Annotated in this window: 22 protein-coding genes, 5 tRNA genes and 1 other RNA gene; 13 read left to right on the top strand and 15 right to left on the bottom strand. The window is 43.5% G+C overall.

Going from position 1 to position 26,287, the window contains the following annotated elements; all coding sequences use genetic code 11:
- Positions 1–110: 110 nt before the first annotated feature.
- From ACMXYP_RS11265 to ACMXYP_RS11290, 6 genes are all read left to right on the top strand, one after another.
- Positions 111–186, top strand: a tRNA-Asn gene (locus tag ACMXYP_RS11265).
- A gap of 22 nt (positions 187–208) precedes the next feature.
- A tRNA-Asn gene (locus ACMXYP_RS11270) sits at positions 209–284 on the top strand.
- A gap of 6 nt (positions 285–290) precedes the next feature.
- A tRNA-Pro gene (locus ACMXYP_RS11275) sits at positions 291–367 on the top strand.
- Between the two features lie 43 nt (positions 368–410).
- Positions 411–487: transfer RNA gene (locus tag ACMXYP_RS11280), tRNA-Pro, on the top strand.
- A gap of 43 nt (positions 488–530) precedes the next feature.
- Positions 531–607 (top strand) — tRNA-Pro (locus ACMXYP_RS11285).
- 40 nt (positions 608–647) lie between these two features.
- Positions 648–768: non-coding RNA, RtT sRNA (locus ACMXYP_RS11290), on the top strand.
- Between the two features lie 185 nt (positions 769–953).
- On the opposite strand, the gene ACMXYP_RS11295 is transcribed toward ACMXYP_RS11290, so the two are convergent.
- From ACMXYP_RS11295 to ACMXYP_RS11305, 3 genes are all read right to left on the bottom strand, one after another.
- Positions 954–1,130: a DUF6435 family protein gene (locus ACMXYP_RS11295; protein ID WP_415881742.1), complete on the bottom strand. Its 177-nt coding sequence runs from the start codon at positions 1,128–1,130 to the stop codon at positions 954–956.
- A 99-nt stretch (positions 1,131–1,229) separates the two neighbouring features.
- Complete coding sequence (locus ACMXYP_RS11300; RefSeq protein WP_415881743.1) at positions 1,230–2,513, bottom strand: M18 family aminopeptidase; 1,284 nt, start codon at positions 2,511–2,513, stop codon at positions 1,230–1,232.
- Positions 2,514–2,521: 8 nt separating this feature from the next.
- A complete protein-coding gene (locus tag ACMXYP_RS11305) occupies positions 2,522–3,043 on the bottom strand; it encodes an FKBP-type peptidyl-prolyl cis-trans isomerase (protein ID WP_415881744.1) in 522 nt (173 codons plus the stop codon).
- A 153-nt stretch (positions 3,044–3,196) separates the two neighbouring features.
- On the opposite strand from ACMXYP_RS11305, the gene ACMXYP_RS11310 reads away from it, so the two are divergent.
- The 3 genes from ACMXYP_RS11310 (at position 3,197) to rpsA (ending at position 8,025) form a co-directional block, all read left to right on the top strand.
- Positions 3,197–5,287, top strand: a complete 2,091-nt coding sequence (locus tag ACMXYP_RS11310) for a carboxy terminal-processing peptidase (protein ID WP_415881745.1) — start codon at positions 3,197–3,199, stop codon at positions 5,285–5,287.
- A gap of 75 nt (positions 5,288–5,362) precedes the next feature.
- Positions 5,363–6,142: a hypothetical protein gene (locus ACMXYP_RS11315; RefSeq protein WP_415881746.1), complete on the top strand. Its 780-nt coding sequence runs from the start codon at positions 5,363–5,365 to the stop codon at positions 6,140–6,142.
- A 203-nt stretch (positions 6,143–6,345) separates the two neighbouring features.
- Positions 6,346–8,025 carry a 30S ribosomal protein S1 gene (gene rpsA / locus ACMXYP_RS11320; RefSeq protein WP_415881747.1) on the top strand — a complete coding sequence of 560 codons (1,680 nt, stop codon included), beginning with the start codon at positions 6,346–6,348 and terminating at the stop codon, positions 8,023–8,025.
- A 67-nt stretch (positions 8,026–8,092) separates the two neighbouring features.
- On the opposite strand, the gene ACMXYP_RS11325 is transcribed toward rpsA, so the two are convergent.
- From ACMXYP_RS11325 to ACMXYP_RS11360, 8 genes are all read right to left on the bottom strand, one after another.
- Positions 8,093–9,397, bottom strand: a complete 1,305-nt coding sequence (locus ACMXYP_RS11325) for a diguanylate cyclase domain-containing protein (protein ID WP_415881748.1) — start codon at positions 9,395–9,397, stop codon at positions 8,093–8,095.
- Positions 9,398–9,496: 99 nt separating this feature from the next.
- Positions 9,497–9,937, bottom strand: a complete 441-nt coding sequence (locus ACMXYP_RS11330; protein ID WP_415881749.1) for a YcgN family cysteine cluster protein — start codon at positions 9,935–9,937, stop codon at positions 9,497–9,499.
- Positions 9,938–10,225, bottom strand: coding sequence for a YcgL domain-containing protein (locus tag ACMXYP_RS11335; protein ID WP_415881750.1), 288 nt, complete (start codon positions 10,223–10,225; stop codon positions 9,938–9,940).
- Positions 10,226–10,228: 3 nt separating this feature from the next.
- Positions 10,229–11,413, bottom strand: a complete 1,185-nt coding sequence (gene rnd, locus ACMXYP_RS11340; RefSeq protein ID WP_415881751.1) for a ribonuclease D — start codon at positions 11,411–11,413, stop codon at positions 10,229–10,231.
- 15 nt (positions 11,414–11,428) lie between these two features.
- The gene (recR, locus tag ACMXYP_RS11345) at positions 11,429–12,028 is read right to left on the bottom strand and encodes a recombination mediator RecR (RefSeq protein WP_415881752.1); all 600 of its coding nucleotides are present in this window, start codon (positions 12,026–12,028) and stop codon (positions 11,429–11,431) included.
- Positions 12,029–12,031: 3 nt separating this feature from the next.
- Positions 12,032–12,358 carry a YbaB/EbfC family nucleoid-associated protein gene (locus ACMXYP_RS11350; RefSeq protein WP_415881753.1) on the bottom strand — a complete coding sequence of 109 codons (327 nt, stop codon included), beginning with the start codon at positions 12,356–12,358 and terminating at the stop codon, positions 12,032–12,034.
- Between the two features lie 12 nt (positions 12,359–12,370).
- Positions 12,371–14,389 (bottom strand): DNA polymerase III subunit gamma/tau, encoded by a 2,019-nt coding sequence (gene dnaX / locus ACMXYP_RS11355; protein WP_415881754.1) that lies wholly within the window; start codon positions 14,387–14,389, stop codon positions 12,371–12,373.
- Between the two features lie 84 nt (positions 14,390–14,473).
- Positions 14,474–17,293: an EAL domain-containing protein gene (locus ACMXYP_RS11360; RefSeq protein WP_415881755.1), complete on the bottom strand. Its 2,820-nt coding sequence runs from the start codon at positions 17,291–17,293 to the stop codon at positions 14,474–14,476.
- Positions 17,294–17,479: 186 nt separating this feature from the next.
- Between ACMXYP_RS11360 and ACMXYP_RS11365 the strand changes: the two genes are divergently transcribed.
- The gene (locus ACMXYP_RS11365) at positions 17,480–17,806 is read left to right on the top strand and encodes a hypothetical protein (protein WP_415881756.1); all 327 of its coding nucleotides are present in this window, start codon (positions 17,480–17,482) and stop codon (positions 17,804–17,806) included.
- 52 nt (positions 17,807–17,858) lie between these two features.
- Here the strand turns inward: ACMXYP_RS11365 and ACMXYP_RS11370 are convergent, their stop codons facing one another.
- Positions 17,859–19,793: a diguanylate cyclase domain-containing protein gene (locus ACMXYP_RS11370; protein ID WP_415881757.1), complete on the bottom strand. Its 1,935-nt coding sequence runs from the start codon at positions 19,791–19,793 to the stop codon at positions 17,859–17,861.
- A gap of 254 nt (positions 19,794–20,047) precedes the next feature.
- Between ACMXYP_RS11370 and pyrC the strand changes: the two genes are divergently transcribed.
- Entirely contained in the window at positions 20,048–21,076 is a 1,029-nt protein-coding gene (gene pyrC / locus ACMXYP_RS11375) for a dihydroorotase (protein ID WP_415881758.1), read from the top strand.
- A gap of 63 nt (positions 21,077–21,139) precedes the next feature.
- On the opposite strand, the gene ACMXYP_RS11380 is transcribed toward pyrC, so the two are convergent.
- Positions 21,140–21,820, bottom strand: a complete 681-nt coding sequence (locus ACMXYP_RS11380) for an SAM-dependent methyltransferase (protein WP_415881759.1) — start codon at positions 21,818–21,820, stop codon at positions 21,140–21,142.
- A gap of 134 nt (positions 21,821–21,954) precedes the next feature.
- Here ACMXYP_RS11380 and ACMXYP_RS11385 point away from each other — a divergent pair, with 134 nt between their 5' ends.
- A complete protein-coding gene (locus ACMXYP_RS11385; protein WP_415881760.1) occupies positions 21,955–23,544 on the top strand; it encodes a diguanylate cyclase domain-containing protein in 1,590 nt (529 codons plus the stop codon).
- A gap of 34 nt (positions 23,545–23,578) precedes the next feature.
- Here ACMXYP_RS11385 and ACMXYP_RS11390 read toward each other — a convergent pair whose 3' ends face one another.
- Entirely contained in the window at positions 23,579–25,012 is a 1,434-nt protein-coding gene (locus ACMXYP_RS11390; RefSeq protein ID WP_415881761.1) for an aldehyde dehydrogenase family protein, read from the bottom strand.
- 95 nt (positions 25,013–25,107) lie between these two features.
- Positions 25,108–25,815: a DUF445 domain-containing protein gene (locus ACMXYP_RS11395; protein WP_415881762.1), complete on the bottom strand. Its 708-nt coding sequence runs from the start codon at positions 25,813–25,815 to the stop codon at positions 25,108–25,110.
- Between the two features lie 311 nt (positions 25,816–26,126).
- Here ACMXYP_RS11395 and ACMXYP_RS11400 point away from each other — a divergent pair, with 311 nt between their 5' ends.
- A complete protein-coding gene (locus ACMXYP_RS11400) occupies positions 26,127–26,279 on the top strand; it encodes a DUF2986 domain-containing protein (RefSeq protein ID WP_415881763.1) in 153 nt (50 codons plus the stop codon).
- Positions 26,280–26,287: the final 8 nt, after the last annotated feature.

Genomic DNA, 26,287 nt, shown 5'->3' on the forward strand with positions numbered 1-26,287 from the left:
CCAAAATTGTTTACGCTATAATCAACCCTAAAAATCATTGAATTTTTTATAAAAAATCCCTTGACGCCCCACCCCTTGGTCATTAAGATACGCCGCACTTTCAAGGCTAATCCCTGATAGCTCAGTTGGTAGAGCAGTAGACTGTTAATCTATTGGTCGCTGGTTCGAGTCCAGCTCAGGGAGCCAACCTTGACTGTACAGCTGATGATCCCCGATAGCTCAGTTGGTAGAGCAGTAGACTGTTAATCTATTGGTCGCTGGTTCGAGTCCAGCTCGGGGAGCCATTAAGTCGGAGTGTAGCGCAGCTTGGTAGCGCATCTGGTTTGGGACCAGAGGGTCGGGGGTTCGAATCCCTCCACTCCGACCACTTTCATTGGCAAATTTCTAAATACCTGCTCAGGTATCATCGTCGGAGTGTAGCGCAGCTTGGTAGCGCATCTGGTTTGGGACCAGAGGGTCGGGGGTTCGAATCCCTCCACTCCGACCACTTTCTTTGGGAAATTTCTGTATATCTGATCAAGTATAATCGTCGGAGTGTAGCGCAGCTTGGTAGCGCATCTGGTTTGGGACCAGAGGGTCGGGGGTTCGAATCCCTCCACTCCGACCATCTTAATATTCTCAATTTAGCTCATCATGACAAACCAAATCATTAGCGCTATTTTTAGAAATGAGAACACCCGAAGGGGTTCGAACCGAGCGTAGCGAGATAACGGAACGAAGTGACGACCCGCAGGGTGAGCGCAGCGAATAATCCCTCCACTCCGACCATCTTAATATTCTCAATTTGCTTTCAATGACTAACTAAATCAAAAGAGTTGAATTTGATAACTCATTGCTTTCGTCTATTAGATTGTATTCACAGCAGCTTTTCCTCTTAAACATCAAGCCCATTACGCCTAGCTCAATAAGTAACTCTTAGGCAATTCCCCCAGTATAATCACCATAAACCAAAGCTAAGATTTTTCTTCCTGAACCTGTTTTAATTTTTCATAAAGTTCTTCAGCCTCACGCGTCAGAAAAGAATATTTTTCAATATCACCACTACGCTGCGCTTTCATAGCCTGCTCAAGCTTAGCGCTATATTCTTTCTTAAGCCTTTTTTCAGGATTCTGCTTTAAAAATGAGAACATCTGTTTCACCTTACATTTCAGAGAAACAGGTGTTACGGAAGGGGAAAGTGAACCGATCACATAGACACTGTAACCGGTTCCAATATGAACTATGTATGGTTAAACAGTAGGCTCTTCAAAGAATTGCGCCAATACTTTCGTAAGATCAACAACATCTTTAATACCAGCCATTTCACGAATTGAGTGCATCGCAAATTGCGGCACACCGATATCAAGTGTTTTCACTCCTAATTCCGCAGCTGTAATCGGCCCTATAGTGCTTCCACACGCCATATCACTTCTTACAACAAATGCCTGAACCGGAACATTCACCTGCTGAGCGAGATCCCTAAATATCGCACTCGTTTCACTGTTTGAAGCATAGCGCTGATTCGCGTTGAGCTTAATTACAGGCCCCTCATTAATTAAAGGACCATGGTTTGCATCGTGCTTATCCGCAAAATTAGGGTGAATACCATGAGCATTATCTGCCGAGATCATCATAGAACGACTTATCATCCGCACCCTATCCTCGACATCAGGCATCAATCGTTCCAACACCTGGCTCAACATTGGCCCTTGAGCACCAGAAGAACTCATACTGCCTACTTCTTCATGGTCATTACAGACTAAAAGCGCCCCTTGCTCAAAATTAGATTGCAGTAATGCCGCCAATCCCATGTAGCAACTTAAAAGATTATCCAGTCTTGCAGATGACAAATACTCTTTCTTTAACCCTGTCAGTGCTGGCTTTTGCGTATCGTATAGCGAGATTTCATAATCAAGAACCTCCGCCACATCTTCAACACCCTCAGCAGATAATCTATCCGCCAACATCTGCTTAAAGCTAAACCCTTTATCCCCTTGCCCTAAAATAACTGGCAAATAGGTTTGAGCATTGATTGTTCTACTTTTATTTGCCTCTCGATCCAGATGAATAGCTAAACTAGGAATTAGTGCTATGGGATCTTTAAAGTTAACTAACGCCTTACAACGCTCACCTTTTAGAGACTTATAACTCACTCGCCCTGCCATAGACAGATCACGATCAAACCAGGGGTTTAACAACACCCCACCATAAACCTCAACACCCAACTGCTGATAGCCATGGCGGTTCAGCTCAGGAACCGGCTTCACTTTTAGACAAGGAGAATCAGTATGCGCGCCCACCATACGTAATCCAGACTCTGCCAGATTAACATCACGCGGCAAAGACCAAGCAATTATGGAAGAGCCATTGCGAGTAACGTAATACTTCCCACCCGCTTGTAACTGCCAACTATCCTCTTCACGCAGCTCCATAAAACCATTTTTAGCCAAACGCTGCGACATCTCCTTTACCGCGTGATACGGCGTTGGAGACGCTTCTAAGAACAATTGTAAATCTGCAATTAAGTCTGTCATTTAAAATCCTATTTCTCAGAAGCCTTAAAATCGATCAACTCAACTTTGAATATCAAAGTTGAATTCGCTGGAATATCAACACTTGGGCTAGTAGCACCGTAAGCCAATTCCGGCTTGATATAAAACATCCAAACCGCCCCTTTATTCATCATAGCTAAGCCTTCAGTCCAGCCGCGAATAACGCGATTTAACGGGAAGGAACTAGGCTCACCACGTTTATAAGAGCTATCAAATACATGCCCGTCAACACGAGTACCTTCGTAGTGAACAGTGACAGTATCAGTAACGTTAGGGCTCCCACCCTCTCCTGCCTGAACAACTTTATATTGCAAGCCACTCGGTGTTACTTTTACATCTTGTTCTTTTGCATTGGATTCCAGAAATGCAACACCTTCCTTTCTTACATCATCGTTTAGCGCCTTCTCAACCAACGCTTGACGAAACTTTTGCTCTTCAGGATCTTCACCACAACCACTAACCAATCCTAGCGTCATCGCCAGAGCTGTAACACCTACGAATTTCATGTTCATAAACGAATACCAAATAAATCCATACACTCTTTATAAGCAATTGATTTTACAACAGTGCCGCGCATGTCTACACTCAACAAACTGTGACAGGGAACTCACAACCCTTTTTTAGGGTCATAGTTAAATCCAGAGCGCTGAATTAAGACTTACATTATGCATAGATCGCTATTAAAGCCACTGTTGTTTACTGCGTTATCCTTCCTAATTCCAAGTACAGCCAATGCACTTGCAACACCGCTCAAATCAGAGCCCGTGCATAAGCAAACGTTATTAGAAATTACAGAATCGCTCAAACTAGGCCACTATAACAGAGTCAATTTAGATGATTCATTATCTGGGCAGATCTTTAATCAATATATTAAGGACCTCGACCCTGCGCGCAGCTATTTTTACAAAAGCGATATAGATGAGTTCGAAAAATATCGTTTGGTACTAGACGATCAAATCCGCTCGGGAGAACTCTCTGCAGCTTATTTCATTTTCAACCGCTATCAAGAGCGTATTGAAGGTCGCCTAGAGTTCATTATTGATGAATTAGAACAAGGCAAGGTATTTGATTTCTCGATTAATGAGAGCCTAAACACTGATCGAGAAAACGCTGCTTGGATTGAATCCACCCAAGAGATGAATGCACTTTGGGACCGTCGACTTAAGAGCGCTCTGCTCAACCTTCTATTAGCTGAAAAAACTGAAGAAGAAGCACGAGAAATTCTAATAAAACGCTATAAAAACCAACTAAAAAGAAGTTTACAAGTTAATAGCGAAGACGTATTCCAATCGTTTGCAAACGCTTTTACCAAGCAATACGATCCACACACCCAGTATTTTTCACCAAGAAAATCTGAGAATTTCAAAATTAATATGAGCTTATCTCTAGAAGGGATCGGCGCTGTATTAAAAAGTGAAAACGAATTCACTCAGATTGTTCGCCTTGTACCTGCAGGCCCTGCTGAAAAGACCGGCCAACTAAAAGCTACTGACCGCATTATTGGTGTAGGCCAAGGTGAAGACGGCGATATCGAAGATGTCGTAGGCTGGAGATTGGACGATGTTGTTCAACTTATTCGAGGCCCTAAAGGAACTACGGTTAGACTAGAAGTAAGGACTTCTGAGCGCGAAGACATACCTTCAAAAATCGTAAAAATTGTTCGCAATAAAGTAAAACTAGAAGAACAATCTGCCCAAAAGCGCGTACTTGAAATTGAACACCTTGGCCAACCATTCAAACTTGGCGTAATTGAGATACCGGCCTTCTATATTGATTTTGCAGCACTACAGCGCGGTGACGACGACTATAAAAGCACTTCCCGCGATGTAGAAAAGTTAGTCCAAGAACTCAAAGATGAAAATGTTGATGGCCTAATTGTAGACCTTCGCAATAATGGTGGCGGCTCCCTACGTGAAGCAAATGACACTGTTGGCCTATTTATTCAACGCGGCCCAACCGTTCAAGTAAAAGACTCTACAGGGCGAGTAGAAGTTCTTAGAGACCTAAACCCCAAAGTATCCTACGGTGGACCAATGGCCGTCCTAGTGAATCGCCTGTCCGCTTCTGCTTCAGAAATTTTCGCTGGCGCTATTCAAGACTATAACCGAGGCATCGTTATTGGCGGCCAAACCTTTGGTAAAGGCACAGTTCAAACCTTACTACCCCTTAACCACGGCCAGTTAAAACTAACACACGCTATGTTTTATCGAATTTCTGGCGACAGCACCCAGAATAAAGGCGTAATGCCCGACATCACATTCCCTACCCTTTATGATCCTGAAATTATTGGGGAAAGCGCACTAGATCAAGCACTAGCTTGGGATAAAGTTCGATCCGCGCCTCATGGCGTTTACCCAAATCTGAAACAATTTTTAACTCAGATTAACTCACGCTACCAGTCACGAAGCCTGGCAAATCCTGACTTTATTTTCATGCGCGAACAGGTTGAACATCTTAACGAAGTGCGTAAGGAAAGCAGCCTAATTCCTCTACAAGAGTCAGCACTTAAAATTGAACGAGAAAAAGCGGAAGAATGGCAAGTTAATGCGGAAAACCGTCGCCGTAGCAAAAAACAACTACCGCCAATCAAATCACTATCAGAGCTTGATGAAGAGCGAGAGAAAGATGCTCAAGGCAGACCTATCAACCCAGAAGCAGAAGCAATGCTTGTAGAAAGCGGGAGAATCCTTCTTGATACTGCATTCCTGCAATTGCAATACTCAGCTAACGAGACGCAAAAAAGCGACCAGAAATAGACTATCAGCGCGGAGGTAAATCTCCGCCTAGCTATAACAACGTCCGCCACCCGCTAGATAGGAAAGCAGTAAACAATGAATACCAGAAAGCTTCTTGTAGTACTGATCATCATTCCAATTGTTTTAGCCGTTCTTGGTGGTGGCGGTTATTTTGCTTATAACGAAATGCAAGGCCAGCACAAAGAAAACTTAAAGGACTTAGAGAAATTTGGCTTCACAGTTCTACCTAGCAATGTACACACCGAAACAACTGGTGAACTAGGAGCCAAACAGCTTCCTGCCACCTTTGCTGAAGACAAACTCACCCCCACCCAAAAAGTCATCAAAGGCTTAATGGCCGATAATGACAAGCTGCTTGAAGAACAAGAAGCATACAAACGACAAATTTCTGATCTTAAAGCTGAAATAGCAGCTCTTGAACAATACAAAAAGCTAAATGAACATTTTGCTCCCCTAACAATTGTTGAGGAGATTGCAGCGGTAGAAAAACAACTTAAACAGATTTTAATTGATATGCCTGATGCGCGCCGCTTCTCTAACCTGCAAATCGAAGCCATGTCAGCAGCAGCCGGAAACGAGTACAAAAAGTTCATAGCAGGCAAACGCTTGATTCTTTCAGAATTTGAACGAGAATCCTTAGTCAAGAAGTACATGCCAGAGTATTCATTTTGCGTTGGAGACGGTATTGAAATTGCGGCCAATTCCCCACGTGAAGAGCGACTGATTACCCAGTTTTTCCGCAAACAAGACAGCAGCAAATTAACCTCTGATCTTAAAAACGATTTGAGCACAGTGATCAAACCCTGCCAAACAGCCCTTTATCAGCGCTTAGCAGATTACGACAAACCCTTCTAATCTAAGTAAAAGACCTGTATTCCCGTACAAATTACTGTATAATGTGCGCTCATTTTCTATTGAATTGGGCGCTATTCCGGTCAAAACGTCCCTTTCATATATATTAAACTGACCCTGTGAATCCGGTTTTACAGGCTGAAAGTGCTGTTATCCAATCTCTATCTCTTTTAGAGATACTACAGCCCTTACATAGGACATATTCAATGAGCGAAAGCTTTGCTGATCTGTTTGAAGAATCCCTTCAATCACTAGACATGACTCCAGGTAAATTGGTAATTGGTGAAGTTGTTGATATCGACAGCGACTGGGTTACTGTACATGCTGGTCTAAAATCTGAAGCAATCATCCCGCGTTCTCAGTTCCTTAACGATGCTAACGAACTTGAGATCAAAATCGGTGACGACGTTAAAGTTGCACTAGAAGCGGTTGAAGATGGTTTCGGTGAAACTCGTCTATCTCGTGAAAAAGCGAAACGCGCTGAAGCTTGGGAAGTTCTACAGACTAAATTTGAAGCTGAAGAAACTGTTAAAGGTTACATCAGCGGCAAAGTTAAAGGCGGCTTCACAGTTAGCATCAACAACATTCAAGGCTTCCTACCAGGTTCTTTGGTAGACGTTCGCCCTGTACGTGACGTTGATCACCTAGAAGGCAAAGAGCTTGAATTCAAACTAATCAAGCTTGATCCTAAGCGTAACAACATCGTTGTTTCTCGCCGCGCAGTTCTTCAAGAAGCTAACAGCGCTCAGCGTGATGAGCTACTAGCTACTCTAGAAGAAGGCCAAGAAGTTAAAGGCTTCGTTAAGAACCTTACTAACTACGGTGCATTCATCGATCTTGGCGGTGTTGACGGTCTTCTACACATCACTGACATGGCTTGGAAGCGTATCTCTCACCCATCAGAGATGCTAAACCCAGGCGATGAGATCACTGTTAAGATCATCAAGTTCGACAAAGAATCTGGTCGTATCTCTCTAGGTCTTAAGCAGCTTTCTCAAGACCCATGGTCTCTTATCAAAGAACGTTACCCAGCTGGTGCTAAGTGCAAGGCACGCATCACTAACCTTACTGATTACGGCTGCTTCGCATCTATCGAAGACGGCGTAGAAGGTCTGGTACACGTTTCTGAAATGTCTTGGACTAACAAGAACATCCACCCATCTAAAGTTGTTCAGATCGGTGATGAGCTAGAAGTTATGATCCTTGACGTAGACGAAGAGCGTCGTCGTATTTCTCTAGGCATCAAACAGTGCACAGCTAACCCATGGGTTACTTTCGCTGAGCAGTTTGCTGCGAACGACAAAGTTACTGGTACTATCAAAACTATCACTGACTTCGGTATCTTCGTTGGCCTACAGGACGAGCTTGACGGTCTTGTTCACATGTCTGACATCACTTGGGAAGCCGATGCTGAAGCAGCTCTACGCCAGTTCAAGAAAGGCGAAGAAGTTGAAGCCGTTATCCTTTCTATCGATGCAGAGAAAGAGCGTATCTCTCTTGGTATCAAACAGCTTGAAAGCGATCCATTCGCTGAATTCGCTGCAGCTAACGACAAAGGCGCTATCGTAACTGGTAAAGTTACTTCTGTAGACGCTAAAGCAGCTGTTATCGAGCTAGCTGAAGGTATCGAAGGTACTCTGAAAGTATCTGAGATCTCTGTAGATCGCGTTGAAGATGCATCTACTGTTCTTAACGTTGGTGAAGAAGTAGAAGCTAAGATCATCACTCTTGATCGTCGCAACCGCGTTATCAACCTGTCTATCAAAGCGAAAGAACAGGCTGAAGAGAAAGCAGCAATCTCTGCTGTACGCAACGCTGAAGTTGAAGTATCTGGCCCAACTACAATTGGTGACCTGATCAAAGCTCAGCTAGACAACCAGAAGTAATCACTTCTTGTTGAAGCTAAAAAGCCGCAATCATTGATTGCGGCTTTTTTGTTTTCGTTAAATAAACCTAGCTAGCAAATCTATATCCACGCTTACCACTGCGCTTCACTTTATACATTGCATGATCAGCTTCCTTCAGAAGCACCTCAGCATTTTTATTCAACGCCCCTTCCTCTAAAAGCGAAATCCCTACACTTACACCAATACAGGCCTCTTGTTCCTTGCCATTCATATCAGCGATCGAAAACGGCTCATTCATCACAGCAATAATCTTGGATGCAACGACTTCAGCATCTTTAGCAGACTTTATCCCTGACATTAAGATAATAAATTCATCACCTCCGATACGACCCACCGTATCCACTGCGCGCACTTGATGAACCAAACGCTTCCCAGATTCAACCAACACTTGATCACCCGCATCATGACCAAAACTATCATTAACAGCTTTAAAACCATCGAGGTCTACAAACATTATCGCAGCTGAAGCTCCTTCTCGCTGCGCCTGCGCAATAACCTTAGTCATACGATCACGACACAAACGCAGGCTAGGCAGCCCAGTTAAAGCATCATAATGAGCGAGCTTATCCAACCTTGCCTTGGCCTTTTCTGTCTGTTGAAGTGCATTATGTAGCTCTGTAACATCATATTCAGACACCAAAAGGAGGTAATCGCCCGTCAATGGATGACGGCTCGTACGGAGATCCACAACATGTCGGCGCACGCCTTTACTCGTTACCATCAAGTGTTCTGACTGCCCATCTTGATGCTGTCGCCCCTGCTCAAGAAGCTCAAGCCCTTCTTTAACGTCGTGAAATCGGCACACAAACACAGAAGCATCATTATTCTGAGCATCAACAAAGCCATATAATTCTGCTGCGGCTGGATTTTCAAACATCGGCGTACCGCTCATATCAAAACTAGTAACAGCAACTGATGTATAACGGATCGCTTCAGAAAAGATGAGATGCTCTGGCTGCTCACCCAGATCAACCTGCTCACTAATAAACGCAATAATGCCACGGTGCTTTTCAGGACCAAGCAGCACTGCTTTATGTCGCATCAAGAGCGTTTTAGGTTTACCGTTTGGATAAGTTGTCCAAGGGTCAACTGTCATCCCTTGAGCCGCTGCTTTATAGAATGTTTGCTCGGTCCGCTTACGAGCACCTTCTGTATCAGCCGATAGGTCTTTATCAATCAAATCCTGAACAGTTGGCAGCCCCCAAAATTCGAGTGCGCGCTCATTTCCCCACCAAAAGCCATGTCGATCTAGATCAAAAATCCAAATAACATCAGGCACAAAATCGAACGCAGAAATTGCATCGACATTATCTAAGATAGGCAGATGATTAAATTGATCAGAAATGCTCAAAGCTATTATCTCCAACTACTAGATACAACTTTAAGTTAGGAAAACACTAACAGCAAATTAGATATTAGGCATAAAAAAAGCGCCCTAGGCGCTTTTCATCTATTCGAGAATATAATCTTCGAATTCTTCCTCAGAAATTTCATTATCTTTTACTTCGTACCAAGTTAGTACCGAGGCTCCTGATTCAATCACCGTTTCTTGGCGCCCAGACAATAAAGGGTGCCATTCAGGAAGATCTTTACCTTCATGAATTAAGCGGTAAGAACAGGTCGGCGGAAGCCAATGAAAGTCATCAACATCCTTCGGAGTAAGCTTGACGCAATCAGGCACTAAAGAGCAACGCTCCTCATATTTTGTGCAACGACAGGTATCAAAATCTAGAAGATGACAAACAACAGAGGTATAAAAAACCTCTTTTGTATCTTCATCTTCCAGCTTGTGGAGACAACAAAGCGCACAGCCATCACAAAGAGATTCCCACTCCGAAGAACTCATATCCTGTAGGCTTTTACTGCGCCAAAATACTTCTTGAGCTACCACTTAGCGAACACCAGTTTCCGGGCGATCTTTATGAAGATCAAGCATGTAGTCATCTTTTGGCGGCGGCATCTGTAAGAAATAGCCTTTCTCATCTAGATCAGCCAACACCTTTTCAGTATCAACTCTAGCCAATTCACGGTCAGCCGTTAAAGGAATATCCATCACATGCTTTGGCGAACCAAACATTTCTAATAGCGCTTCCGGCACTTTACTCAGTTGATCTCGCTTATCTACATAAAGATACATCTCATCTTTACGCGGGCTCAGGTAAACAGAGCATATTTTCATCGGTTAAGCACCTTCAGTTCTTAATTTTTCAATCTTTTGCAATTCGGCTAACAATTGAGACGCAAGAAGCTCCTGCCTCCAAGCCGTAATTTTTTCAGGTAAGCAATACTCACCCTCATCAACCCCTGAACGAATAAGTAGCTCTAACTCTTTTCTTCGCAGTAAAATTTCAGGAGCGACGTTCTGTTCTTCAGCCACACGACGAGCAATCGCTTTCAGCTTCTTAATGTGTTTGTTCCAAAAGAAGTGTAGCGGCTTAGGAATAGGTGCAGGGCTGTTTTTAGCCGCACTTTCCTGTCCAGACTTTAAAAAGCCTAAAATCGCTTCGCCGTCAGTACGAAGTATACGCTTTTTCACTTCATCTAGCCGCGATAACTCAGATAAACTACGCGGCCATTTTTCCACTATTTGCAACAAAGCCTGATTTCTAAGGATTCTGTTACGTGGAACATCGCGTTTTCTCGCAATCTGTTCGCGCCATGCAGTCAGATCACGCAATGCTGCCATTTTGTGCTCTGGCAGATTCCACATCTGGGTGAAGCGACGGTAATAACCATAGCCCTCAACATCATCCACCAGCGCCTCAGCTAAAAGCGCATCATTTTCTTGCTCAGCCCAATGATAGCGATCTAAAGCTTCCAGCTCTGATTTTTGCATCTGGTATATTGCGGGAAGGTACGCCACATCTAGCGCTGCATATAATTCTTGGCTTGCTGTCAGAGGACGCTGAAGCCAATTAGAAGTAGTCTCATGTTTCGCTAATTGAATGCCTAGCTTTTGCTCAAGCATTCTTTGAAGGCCCAATGAGAACCCCCAATTCAATACAGCACCACCTAATTGCGTATCAAACAACGGCGTTGGCAGTACGCCAAACATTTTCAGAAATAATTCGAGATCTTCATTTGCTGCATGCATCAGCTTTACAACTGAACGATCAGCAAAAAGATCAGCCAAGGCAGTAAAATCTTTAATCTCGAGAGGATCAATCAAGTAACAAGACTGATCATCAGCAACCTGAATTAAGCCTGGGATAGGGTAAAAGGTCTCAACCCGCTGAAACTCAGTATCTAAGGCAATCACTGAGAGCTTGCGCCATTTGCCACAATACTCACCCAAGTCAGCTTCAGAACGAATCCAAATAGGTTCTTTGGCAGATGCTTCTAGCTTTTTCCAACTATCTTCTGTCATTTAGAGACTCTTACCTCAAAGCAGAGAACGCCTTCCCGCTATTGCGTGGGCTAACGTGCCGCCATCCACGAATTCTAACTCACCACCCACTGGTACCCCGTGCGCGATACGAGAAACTTTTACATCCAGATCTTTCACTTGAGCAGCAATAAAATGGGCCGTTGCTTCACCTTCTACCGTTGGATTGGTCGCAAGGATTAATTCTCGGATGTCGTTCGACCTAACCTTCTCTAAAAGAAGATCAATACCCAGATCTTCAGGGCCTATGCCATCAATAGGCGACAGATGCCCAGAGAGCACAAAATAACGACCGTTATACCCACCCGTTTGCTCAACCGCCAATACATCTACTGGAGACTCAATAACACAAAGTAGATGCTTGTCTCTTGTTTCTGATTGGCAAATATCACAGACATCCTGCTCAGATAAAGTGCGACATTCACCGCAATGACCGATCTCTGCAACCGCTTTTTCAAGCGCTGCAGACAGAGATAACGCGCCTTCAGAATCACGTTCTAACAGATGAAAAGCCATACGTTGAGCCGACTTAGGACCAACCCCTGGCAAACAACGTAAAGCGTTTATTAACTGCTGAATTAATGGACTGAATGACATCGATTAGAACGGCATATTGAAACCAGGAGGCATTCCCATACCACCGGTCACTTCAGACATTTTCTCTTGAGTGTAAGATTCGATTTTACGCACTGCATCATTTACTGCTGCAGCGATCAAATCTTCTAAAATTTCTTTATCTTCTTCCATCAAGCTGTCATCGATATTAATGCTTTTGACATCGTGACGACCATTCATTACAACTTTGACAAGACCTGCACCAGACTCACCAGTTTGTTCTGCAAGTGCGATTTGCTCTTGTGCTTTCTGCAGGTTCTCCTGCATTTTTTGGGCCTGCTTCATCAGGTTACCCATACCGCCTTTCATCATGTATTTCCTCAATTAATTATCGATGGGAACCACGGACGAGAGTTCAATCCGTGCATCAAAATGCTCTTGTAGTAATTGTACCGTACTATCGTTACGAATAGATTCGACAGCTAATAAATGACGCTCTTCTCGTTTACGATTTATAAATTGTGCAGGGGTTTCCTGCTGCTGTTCAGCTTGTAAAAACTCAACCTGAACAGGGTTATTAAAGTAACCATTCAGTGCATCCGAAATACGCTGACACTGTACTTCGTTCAGCATCGTCTTCTGCTCTTTGGTGTAATGTAAAACCATCGATTCAGACGATATTTGCTCCAAAGAGAGATGAGTCGCTAAACTTTCGGTCATGCCACTTAGACCAATACTACGGCTAATATGCACCCAATCAGGCAGGGAGACTTCCGCTAAGTTGCGCGAACACTCTACAACCTCAACACGTGTTTTAGAGATCTCACCTATCTCTTCTGTTGCTTCAGCTTGAAGCGCTGGTTCTGAAACAGGAGCCGCTGCTTCCATTTCAGTATATGAATTTCCCACTGCACGATTAGAAGGCTCTGAATCATCAAAACCACCTACATCATCCATATCCCAAGGAGGTGGTTCATCTCCTTGGTTATTTAGCGCTTCAGGCTTTTTTGCAGGGCTTACCTCCGCCACTGGCGCCATCGGACTTGCCTGCCCTAATGGAGGTACATCTGATACTGGCGGCTCATACGGCGGTGGAGATTCTACTACTGGAGGCTGACTATCCGTCTGCGCTGGAGCTGGTTGCATCGGCGTAGATTGAGGCGCAGGTGCAGTTTGAGTAACCGGAGCCTGTGCGACAGGAGCTGATTGAATCGATTCAGCTACAGGTGCCGGAACTTCCGCAGTTACAGGGGTATTAGTGGCCTGACTCACTTGTTCAGGCGAACTTGATACGACCTCAACTTGGCGCGGCTGAGCATTAGCAGGACGAAATGCCAGCATTCTCAGCAATACCATTTCCAAACCTTCGCGTGGATCAGGAACGAACGGAAGGTCCTTACGCCCCATCAAAGCAACTTGGTAATAGAGCTGTACATCTTCAGCAGTTAATTTGCTGGCAAGTTCAATAATCTGATCTTTATCTCCCATGCTGTTATCCACAGCATCAGGGATCGTTTGCGCCATCGCGATACGGTGTAATACACCGATCAGATCACCTAGAACCGTATTATAGTCAGGTGAAAACTGAGCCAAATCAGTCACTGCCGCCATTAGGGCTTTAGCGTCTGATGCCGCCAAGCAGAACAGCATCTGATAGACCAAACGCTGATCGATTGTACCCAGCATAGCGCGAACATCTGTTTCACCAATCTGCCCGGCACCAAAAGCGATTGCCTGATCAGTCAAACTCATCGCATCACGCATAGAGCCATCAGCAGATCTCGCTAACAACCATAATGCTGGCTCTTCAAACCGAATCTGCTCTGCGGTCAGAACCGTTCGTAGATGATTAACGATTCGCTCAGGGATCAAGTTTTTAAGATTGAACTGCAAGCAACGAGATAAAATTGTAATCGGCAGCTTCTGAGGATCAGTTGTTGCTAACAGGAATTTAACATGCGGAGGCGGCTCCTCCAGCGTTTTAAGTAGTGCGTTAAACGAGTGAGTAGAAAGCATGTGCACCTCGTCTATCAGGTACACTTTGTAGCGACCATGGGTCGGTGCATATTGCACGTTTTCCATCAGTTCACGCGTATCTTCTACTTTCGTGCGCGAAGCCGCATCAACTTCAATAAGATCAACAAAACGCCCTTCGGCGATCTCTTTACAAGCAGAACATTGACCACAAGGCGTTGAAGACACGCCCTGTTCACAGTTGAGAGATTTGGCAAACAATCGAGCAATCGATGTTTTACCGACACCACGGGTACCGGTAAAGAGGTAGGCATGATGTAAACGATCATCATCCAACGCATTAACCAGTGCTTTAAGCACGTGCTCTTGCCCTACCATCTCCTGAAATTTAGCAGGACGCCATTTACGCGCTAGAACCTGATAACTCATCTACTTTTGCTACTTATATCGTCTAAAAATATTGGCTCTATGCTACCTGTTGAGAGCGACTTGTACCAGTGAAACCTTATTCAGTTACCGGCACAAACCTGTTTCTAAGATCGCTTCTGTCTCTGTAACTGGAACCGGTTTTGAGAAATAGAAACCCTGAGCTGTATCGCACTTTAACTCAGTCAAAATCGCTAGCTGCTCATCAGTTTCAACACCCTCTGCAACTACTTTCATTCCCAAGGTGTGTGCCATTGAAATGATCGTCGCCATGATCGCTTTTTCTGACTTGTTACAGCCTAATTCTGCGGTAAATGCTTTATCAACTTTCAACACATCTACAGGTAAGCGACGTAGATAGTTTAGAGAGGAATAACCGCTGCCAAAGTCATCTAATTCGATCGCAACCCCTTTAGCTCGAATAGCTTCAAGAACGGGTAAAACACGGTCTATATTCTCAATGACCGCTGTTTCGGTTATCTCTATACTCAAATAAGCTTCTATCAAGGGATATTGATCTAACTGTTTACTCAATTCAGCTACCAGATCAGGACTTGCTAGCTGGCGTGGGGACAGGTTAATAGAGACCCTCTCTCCCTCTTGCAATAACCCCTGTTTCACCCACAGGTCAACTTGCTTGAACACTGTCGCAAAAATCCAATTGCCCAAAGGCAGGATCAATCCGCTATCTTCAGCCACCGGAATAAATTCTGCCGGGGAAATGCTATTGCCATCAAAATTAGTCCAACGAAGCAACGCTTCCAAGCCAATCACTTTTCTTGAGGTGAGACATACTTTTGCTTGGTAATAGATTTCGAAAGATTCCGCATCAATGGCAGCACGAATATCAGATTTCATCTGAATCTGTTGTAGATTTTTGCGGTTAAGCTCCGAATCGAAGAAGCATACTTGGTCGCGCCCTCGATTCTTAGCGCTATACATCGCAGCATCAGCATGCTGAATCAAGGTTTCTGCACTATCAGCGTCATGAGGGTACATGGCAATACCTATACTGGCCCCAATAAAGACATCACTGTTTTTTAACCTGAATGGACGCTTTAGTTCTTCTAGAACATTGTTCGCTATAACCAAAGCCATATTTGCCTGAAAGATACCTGGAAGAATGAGGATAAATTCGTCCCCTCCCCAACGAACAACCGTATCGGAACTTCGAACTTTTTCTCTAATTCGATTCGCCGCCTCTACAAGTAGCTGATCACCATATTCATGGCCCATAGAATCATTCACATGTTTAAAGAAATCCAAGTCAATAAACACCAAAGCCAAAGATTCTTTATGTCTGTTGGAGAGCTCCATATCATGGGCTAAGCGTTCTTTACAGAAAGTCCGATTCGCGAGATTGGTCAAGGAATCATAGTAAGCAAGGTTGCGTAGAGAAGCCTCGGTTTTCTTTTGCTCCGAAATATCCGTAAATACTCCAAAGTAACCGGTAACACTATCTTGCTCATCTTTAATTGCTTTGACCGTGAGCCACTCCGGATAGATTTGGCCATCTTTCTTTCGGTTCCAGATTTCCCCAGACCATAACCCTCTCTCTTCCAACTCTTTCCACATTGCTTCATAGAACGATGTAGGTTGTTTATGGGAGTTAAGGATATTCGGAGCCTGACCAATCACCTCTTCTTTACTGTACCCAGTAACCCTTTCAAATGCTGAATTGGCTTCTACAATCCGGTTATGCTTGTCCGTGACAATAATGCCATCATTCGTGGTTTCAAAAATATATTGGGCCAAACGTAAAGCTTTATCTTTTTCAGCTCTATCGCTCATATCAGTTGTGATCGTGCACACCGCATATAACTGTCCATCATCAAACAGAGGAAAACATTCACTGTATAGGGACTTATACTGTCTATCGCACTCGTAAGTTAACTCCCAGCTATAATGCTGCTTCGACTGAATAACTTGAGTATCGCCGTCTCGCGAGGCACGAATCACGTCAGCCGGTAATCCCTTCTCAGAGTCGTCACCTTGTAGCTCATCCACTGAAGCTAAACCTGCAAATTTTAGATAAGCGGGGTTTGCCCTTAAATATTGGCCTTCAGCATCTCGAATCACGATCATCGATGGCGAGTTTTCCAACAACTCATCTAACAGATCAACGTTAGCTTCTAGCTGAGCATGTATCGAGGAGATCTGCTTTGCCATCTCACTAAACGCAGACCCAAGCGCCCCCAATTCATCATTTCCGATCTGATCATCAAAAGCGGTCATTTGACCTTGTGAAAATGATCTACTTGCCGACACCAACCGCTGCACTCGAGAAGTCACCATCCGGTTGATAGCAAACATTAAAATCAGAGCTAAGAACAACATGGCAATAGAAAGCGCAGTAACCAAGACAGTGAGTTGCTTGCTAATAGCCTCATTCACTTCTTTATCACTTAAAGCAAGAATCATAACCCCTTGCTCTAGCTCTTGTTGTTGCGAGCCAAACACCGGAATAGTTATTGGGATCAAAGAATAGAGAACATTTTCCTTGTCAAAATAGGCATGCTGATGCAACCGCCTTTCTCGGACTTGAATAATGGTATTAAGATCTAAATGCACATCGACACGCCGGCTAACCGTTTTGCCTAGATCTTCACTATGAGATGAAAAACGAATTTGGTTAGCCGAATCCACTACCAATACTTTACTCACCTGCTCTGACTGAAGGTTCTGGCGAAATTCCCTGTTTACACCATTTGCATCCCCCCTTTCTAACAAGTAAGTCAGTGTACCTTTAAGCCGCTTAGTAACATTTTGTGCTTCATTTTGAAGCAAAGTCTGATGCTGCCTCTCAATAATAGGGGCTACAAAGAAAAGACAACTTGGGATTATCAGTGCTGTAACCAACACAATAATGACCGGAATGGAAAAGCGTAACGGTAAAGATAGTCGCATAAGAAAGCTTTTGTTATCTGTATACTTACCGGCTTAACATAGCTCACTAGATATTCCCTAGTCAGCAAGTCATAACCTTATTTACAACATAATGAGTAATTATAAATAAGGATAAGCTAAAACTATCCTCGCAAGCACCCCTAATTAGGTTTAAAATCATACAATCCCTAGACCATGGTCAAGACTATGTTTAAGAAATCCCCAAGCAAAGCGGAACTTCGCGATCAGCTCAATGCTGAGGTATCGCGGTTTCTGGAAAAAGGAGGGGAAATTAAACAGGTTGAGATGGGGGAGTCTGGATTAGTGGACGGTCGCTACACTCATCATAAATCCAACTTTGAGCACGCTAAACCGCAAGAACGAACTCCCGTCCACGGTTTATTAGCTACTATTGATGCCCGCCGCAAGAACAAAGCTACAACCTCAGCTAAGCCTAAACGTGGGAAACCTCGCAAAAAGATAATTTACGATGACTTTGGTGAACCCGTTAGAACAGTCTGGTTAGACGAATAACTTATTAAGCTAAACAAGCGCTCCAGTCGCCCCTCCTATCCTTCCTAACGTTCTAATCAAAATCTATACTGTAATAACGGAATGTATTCTTTCCGGCGCGTTTAGCTTCATACATCGCTGCATCTGCATGCTCAAAAAGTTTTTCTGGTAATTGATCATCTGGATAGATCGAGATACCAATACTCACGCCCATCTGCAAAACCACATCTTCATAGGCAAACGGTTGCTGCACAGAATTAATAATTTTCTTAGCAACCACTTCCGCATCATATTTAAATTCTAATCCAGATAGGAAAACAACAAACTCATCACCTCCTAACCTAGCTACACAATCAGATTCTCTTACACATTCAGTTAAACGCTGTGAAATCTGCTGTAGCGCTTTATCACCTGCCAAATGGCCATGAGTATCATTAATCTCTTTAAAACCATCCAAATCCAGATATAGCAAAGCTAGTATTGCCCCTTCCCTTTTTGCTTGAACCAAGGCCTGGGTTAATCGCTCATTAAATAAACTACGATTTGGCAAACGGGTTAGCGCATCATAATTAGCCCTAAAACGGATTTCGTCTTCTTGCTCTTTACGCTTACTAATATCAGTAAACAAAGCAATATATTCCAATGGTTCTCCATCTTCATCACGAACCATCGCGATGGTTTGCCATTGTGGATAAACCTCTCCAGATTTCCTGCGGTTCCAGATCTCACCTTCCCAGCGATTATTTTTTTGCAGCTCTTCAAACATCGACTTATAGAAAGATTCATCATGGTGGCCGGAGTTGAGTACTCGTGGGCTTTGCCCTAGCACCTCTTTCGATTGATAACCGGTAATCTCATAAAAAGCTGGATTCACCATCGTGATAGCCCCATTTAGATCTGTCACCATGATCGCTTCAGATGCAGCATCAAATACCGTCGTAGCGACTCGCATCCGCTCTTCAATTTTTTTATAAGCAGTCACATCTTCCTTCACAGAGATATAGTGAGTCACCTCTCCATTTTCAGAACTTACTGGTGATATTGAAGTTTTATCCCAATAAAGGCTGCCATCTTTACGACGATTACAAAGCTCTCCTTTCCAGCTTTTACCGCTGGTGATGGTTTGCCAAAGGTCAATGTAATCCTCTTTATCTGTTTCCCCAGACTGTAGAAATTTCGGGTTTTGACCAATCACCTCTTCTTTGCTGTAACCGGATGTTCGGTAAAAGCAAGGGTTAGCATAAGTAATCACGCCGTCGCTGTCCGTCATCACCACAGCAACAGGGCTCTGTTCTACAGCTTGCGATAATTCCTTAAGGTGCAAGTTTTCACCGTTTTTATCTTTCTCATATTGTTCCAACCGAGCTCCCATAATATTGAAAGCCTGAGCAGTCTCTATCAACTCTCCACAGGATTCCTCAGATACACGAAAGTTAAAATTTCCTGCTGCTATTTGTGTACTCGCTTCTCGTAGATGGGAAAGCTGTTTAGAAATGACTCTAAGCGCTAAATGTGCGCCAAGAACCATTAGAAGAATTTCCAAAAAAGCTAAACCTAGTAGTTGATAGCTAGCACCCCGAACAAGAAAATTAGTTCTTTCTGCAGGAAGACCATAATGAATTTCATAAAATGCCCCATCATCACCTTGAAGAAATAATTGCTGATCAATGACATTACCACTCCATAAAGCAGCTAAACCATGAGAATGGGCAAGACTATGGTCGCCAAGAGACACTAATGGCGAACCACTCTGATCATTAATCTGCAAATACTCCAATGAACGGGTTTGCATTAATTCATTGGCTTTATAGGTCAAGCCATTACGATGGAGCGTATTAAGCTCTGGCAACAAGGTCACACCTAAAAAGGTGTTAACTATCTGAACCCTTTGCTCTACTTCCTCCGTAGCTGTCGTTCTAAGTAGATTGAAAGTCAGCACAGACAATGCTGCAAGAAAGGCTAGACCGAGAATAATGACGGCCAAAATTATTTTGGTTTTGTACTTCATAGCAAACCGTTAACGCATTTTTTATAGTAATTAGAATGAAAAGCCGTTCAATATTAATACAATCTAAATGAACGTAAAATTACTCTCTAGTACTTAAAAACCCTTATTTTTTTGATGTTTTATTCAACAAGAGTTAACCCTAGTTACATAAACCAAAAAATCGATTTGATCGCAAGGTTTAAAAGCTTTTCCAAGCAATCCGTGGGATAATTAGAAGATAAGTTTTAACCTGATAGATAAGTGGTGCTTCCCAAATGACCTCTCTTACGATTACACGCCCTGATGATTGGCATATTCACCTACGTGACGGTGTACAGCTTAAAGACACTGTCCGTGATGTAAGCCGCTACATGGGACGCGCTATCATCATGCCGAACCTAGTTCCACCTGTAACCAACACAGAAGAAGCGCTTAGCTACCGTCAACGCATCATGGATCAACAGCCGCAAGGCAACTTCGATCCTTTAATGGTGTTATATCTCACAGATAACACTGACCCTGCTGACATCAAGAAAGCGAAGGATACAGGCAAGGTTTACGCAGCCAAACTATACCCTGCTGGTGCTACTACAAATTCCGATTCAGGTGTAACTTCCGTTAAGAATATTTATCCTGTTCTTGAAGCAATGGAAGAAGCAGGCATGCTGCTATTGATTCACGGCGAAGTAACCGATGGCGATATTGATATCTTCGATCGTGAAAAAATCTTTATCGAAACGATTTTGAAAGATGTGGTAAATGACTTCCCTAACTTAAAAATCGTACTTGAGCACATCACAACTAAAGATGCTGCCGAGTTCGTTGAGTCGGCTGGGGATAACGTTGCTGCTACCATTACAGCTCACCACCTACTTTACAACCGTAACCACATGTTGGCTGGCGGTATCCGCCCGCATTATTACTGCTTGCCAATTCTTAAGCGTAACATTCACCAAGATGCACTGATTAAAGCAGCGACTTCTGGCAGTAAAAAGTTCTTCTTAGGAACAGATTCAGCGCCTCACATGAAGCACGCCAAAGAAGCTGCCTGTGGTTGTGCAGGTTCCTACACGGCTCACGCTGCGATTGAACTGTACGCTGAAACATTTGAAGCAGCTGACGCGCTTGATAAGCTAGAAGCGTTCGCAAGTTTGAATGGCCCAGACTTCTACGGTCTACCGCGCAATACAGATACCATCACTTTGGTTAAAGAAAGCTGGGATGTACCAGCAACTTACCCACTTGGTGAAGATAATGTAGTTCCTATTCGCGCAGGCGAGCAAATTGCGTGGAAAGTAAAATAACCTGACATTCGATCAACAGGTTATATATCTTAGGGGGCCTATCTTAGCTCCCTAAGATAATCGTCAAGCTGATAGTTCTTGTAAGCTCATATATTCTGCTAGAATTTTTCGCACACCCTCATTCCCTTGCGCCTGCATACGCTGATAATGGCTGATATTCTGTCTTAAGTACTCTTTATGATCGTCTTTCGCTAGATCCCACATCAATCCACCAACTGCAGGAATCTCAACATCACTTAACGTAGACAGATGGATCGCTTCATAATAGCGTCCTCCATCTTTAACAATCTTCTCGTTAACCAACCCCAAACCTAATGTCTTTACACCACTACGTACTTTATGAAGTTGTCGTACTGGACAGATAAGAAAGTCGATGTCGCAATTAGGATTATGTTGCAAGACGGCCTGAACCATATCTAGCGTCAGGTCACCACCTACACCGGCAATAATAAGTAGATGACGATGCTGAATATTCGTAGCAGTTTCGGGAAGGGCCAAACGGAGCTTTTGAAGATCTTCACAATGAACTTGCCAGCGTTCAATTGAATAATCGCTACCAGCTAAATGCTTTTCAAGTTTGTTGGTAATGGATTCCACTACATCCAAAAAGTGTACTTTAGCCTCAGGCTTTGCCTGCAAAATAGCCTGACCTAAATAACCATGGTCACAGCAACAATCCCAAATATGGTCATATTGACCATCAATCATTTCCAATATTGAATTCAAACGAGGTGAAAGACTCAAACTCTATATTTCCCGATATAAAAATCTATTTTTTCAAACAAAAAATAGATTCTACCATTGTCTTTTAGCGAAAAATCAACAACTATCTATAGTAGTGTTTGTTGTAGTAAAAGCGTCCGCAGGTAAACGCATTTATGAAACCGTTAAGATTCCCCCTAAGATTCATCCTATTGACGGCTATGCTGTGCGTTTCCGTAGTTCCCATCGCCCTATTTTCCTATTGGACGATTCAAAATGCACTAGAGAAAGAGTTTGCTGCTGTTCATGAAAAGCACCTTTTACTTGCGCACAACACAACGGCTGCACTAGATCGTTATGCCCTCGATGTAAAAGCGGTGTATGACACAAGTGCTCAACTCGCGCAAAACCTTCACTTCCATCCAGAACAGATCTCTTTGATGGAACAGCTCAACATACTCGCTTTTGCACAATATGATTCTTCTGGGAACCTAATCGAAAGATACTACGGTCAAGCAGTTTTAGTACCGCCATCATTATCTGAAATAGAAATGATACCAGCAGAGATAAAACCAGAGATTCAATTTTCAAAAATTGTCATCTCAGAAAACGCTCCTCCAACCATCTATCTAACGTCTGTAGGCCCCAAAGCTAATATCTGGATTGCAGCTATTAACCCCAACTACCTTTACAATATTCAGAAATCTATTAGCTTTGGCGATAAAGGGCATGCGGCAATAGTGGATCAATTTGGCTCTGTGATCGCTCACCCTAACCCATCCTGGGAACAAGCAGGAAAGAACATAGCCAAAATCAGCATCATCAAGCAAATGATTCGAGGAGAGTCTGGAGTAGCACAATTTTATTCTCCTGCGATGAATGCCGATATGATCGCTGGTTTTGCGACCGTACCAACCACAGGTTGGGGCGTGATGATTCCACAACCGACGTCTGAACTGGAATTAAAACTTAAAGATCTGAAACAGGTCACTCATTTAATAGCCACTCTCTGCTTTATCATCGTGGCATTATTAAGTTGGTGGATTTCTGGCATTGTTGTAAAACCGGTTAAACGACTGATCAAGATGACAGAGGACCTTTCACATCACCAATACCCTCTGCCATTCAAAAAAGATGATTCGTTAACCAGTATCGAGATAGACACCTTAGTGACTAGCTTTAACACTATGGCCGAGGAAGTAGACCGCGGTCAAAAAGAGTTAGAAAAACGCGTCATTGAACGCACAGAAGAATTACACAAAGCAGAAAAACAAGCACGCCACTTAGCATCCCATGATTTAGTCACAGGCCTGCCGAATCGAATTGCTATCCGCGCAGATGCTCAAAAACGTATTCATCGAAATGAACCATTCACCCTACTCTTTATAGACCTAGATGGGTTTAAACCAATCAATGACCAATACGGTCACCAAATGGGCGATCGTTTACTCAAAGCATTCGGAGAAAGGCTACGATCAAATTTGGGTAAAAACGACAACATAGCTCGCTATGGAGGCGATGAATTTATCGTACTTCTGGATACCAACAATACAGAGAGTGCAAAAGAGACTGCAGAACAGCTATTAACCTACACACGCAATCCCTTTGCATTTGGCGAATATAAAGTCAGCATTCAAGCGAGTATTGGTGTAGCTCAGTCTAAACCCGACACACGTGATCTAGACCAAATTATCCACGATGCAGACATCGCCATGTACAATGCTAAGAAAGCTGGCAAGAACTGCATCGTTTGTAGCTCAGTGTAAATAGGTGTTGCCTAGAAGGCCCTCGAGAATACAATTACGAAACGGATAGATCTCCTAAGATCGCCTTCGTTTCCATAAACTCTTCGATGCCGTACAGCCCCCACTCTCGACCGTTGCCCGATTGCTTATAGCCACCAAATGGCGCTTTGATATCAACCGGCGCACCATTGAGATGAACCATACCGGTTCTCATCTGAGCAGCTATTGCTTTTGCTCGCTCTAAATCACCCGAATAGACACCACCGGAAAGGCCATAAATACTGTCATTTGCGATTGATACCGCTTCTTCTTCAGAGCGATAAGTCATGATGCTAACTACCGGACCAAATATCTCTTCTTGAGCAATAGTCATATCAGGCGTAACACTTGCGAATACCGTCGGTTTTACATAACAACCTAATGAACAACCTTCAGGCAAACCAACACCACCAGCAACGAGTTCAGCGCCTTCATCCATGCCCTTTTGAATCAGAGCTTGTACGCGCTGCCATTGTAATTCTGATACCACCGGACCCATCACAGTTTCTTCTGATTGTGGATCACCAACAACAATTGAATCCGCTGTTTTTTTGGCGATTTCAATAGTCTCATTCAAACGAGATTCTGGAACTAATAAGCGTGTTTGAGCATTACAAGACTGGCCAGAGTTACCCATCACCGCTCTCACACAACGAGAAATAACTTTAGCAAAATCAGCATCGTCCAGAACAATGGCAGCGGACTTTCCGCCCAACTCTAAAGAGACCTTTTTTAAGTTTGCCGCTGCAGCAATAGAGACTTGTTTACCTGCTTCTGTAGATCCCGTAAATGAGATCATATCAATCTTAGAATGAGAACTCAGCGCAGCACCCACAGTTGGCCCTATACCATCGATTAAGTTGAAAACGCCCGAAGGAACACCAGCTGCATGCATGATGTCTGCAAAGATATGTGCTGTGCGCGGGGCTATTTCACTAGGTTTCAGCACGACCGTACAACCCGCCGCAATAGCTGGAGCAACTTTGCAGGTAATTTGATTTAACGGCCAATTCCAAGGCGTAATAAGACCGCAAACACCAATCGGCTCTTTAACGATACGGGTCGACCCAATGACCTCAGTGAAATCATGCTTTTTAAGCAGACTTAAAGCCGCCTTAAAATGCCCTAACCCAGCCGGCACTTGAGCTTGGCGCGATAAACCTAATGGCGCACCCATCTCTTCAGTTGTTGCCTCAACAAGTGCCTCAGTACGCTTTTCATATTCAGTGATAATACGTTGTAAGAGCTCGACTCTCTCTTCTTTGGAGGTTTGCGAGAAAGATGGAAAGGCAGCAACAGCTGCGTCAACAGCGAGATCTACATCATCCTTATTACCAAGGATAATTTGAGAGACAACCTCATTGGTCGCCGGATTAAAAACATCCAAGACGTCATTGCCAGATGACTTAATCCATTCACCATTAATATAGAATTTTTTTAAATCATTCATATCTCTCTATCCTTTCTATCGTCTCTCAAACATAGACTATTCATGCCGAAACAGGCACAAAAAAAGCCGCGTTTGCGGCTTTTCTCATAGAAGCATCACACACCGATAATCGCTGCGATAAAACCTATCAAACCACCGAAAACACCGCCCCAAACAACCAGCCAACCTAAATGTTCGCGAATCATCTGCTGTACAATCTCTTTGACCAAACTAGGCGTTAGTTCATCTAATCTCTGCTGAACAATGACTTCAACCTTTTCTTGCATCTCAGCCATAACATCAGGGCTTTCAAGCTCGTCTTTTAATAGAGTGATAAAGTTTTCATCACGTGTCATCTCTTCAATTGAGCTCTTCATCTTTTCCACAAAAGGCTCTCTTAAAGGCTCAAGCGCATCGGTGCCACCCACCATGGCGAGCATACCCCCAAATGGAGAATTTTGGATAACCTCAATAAGCGAATCAAAAGTCGGTGCGAAATCGACTTTTTCAATTACCGGCGCTAAATGTAGATCAGGCTGCTTACCATTATCTGCACTTAGAAAACGCTCAATGTTCTCTTCAGTAAAAAACTGCTCCATCATCAATGTTTTGATGCCACGCTTAAAATCTTGGAAACGCGCAGGGATCACTCCTGAGCCATAAAGCCCTGGAACTTTCTCAAACAACATATGTACCGCTAACCAGTTGGTTAACGCGCCGGATAGAGCAAACAAGCCAACGGTCAATAACACACGATCATCTGTAATAAGGCCTGCCGTAAATGCAATAAAGGCAAGCAGATTCGTTAGAAGGCTTTTATTCATCGGTATTCATCTCAAGAAATATTTTTTGGCGATAATATAGGGCTAAGGAGCGGTTTTAAAGCACTAAAACCTTAGATCAATTAGTGCATGATGCCAGTTTTATATTAAGAGTGGGATCTCAAATTGCCACATCATTATGCGTAGCACTAGGGAAACTACGAATAAGTCTCATACTTTCTCAGTGGGTTATAAAACGACCAGATACGCGAAAGCCAGCGCAGTGAAATGTCGAGACCTTTTCAAGTTCCCTGACATTATCGAAGCCATTTTCAGTTATAATCACTGTAATTTTTAAGTAGCCGAGCTAAAGCATGAACCGTAAGAAAAAAATTAAGCAGATCCACACCAAGCGACTAAAACAAGCTAAGGCTAAATTAGCGCCCAAAAACAACAAACCGCGCTACGTATCTAAAGCAGATAGAGCACGGCTTGAAGAAACCTCTGAAACTCCTTCAGAGGTTTAAACCATGAC

The organism is Neptuniibacter sp. QD34_54 (assembly GCF_047778055.1).
In the GTDB taxonomy this organism is placed as follows: Bacteria; Pseudomonadota; Gammaproteobacteria; order Pseudomonadales; family Balneatricaceae; genus Neptuniibacter.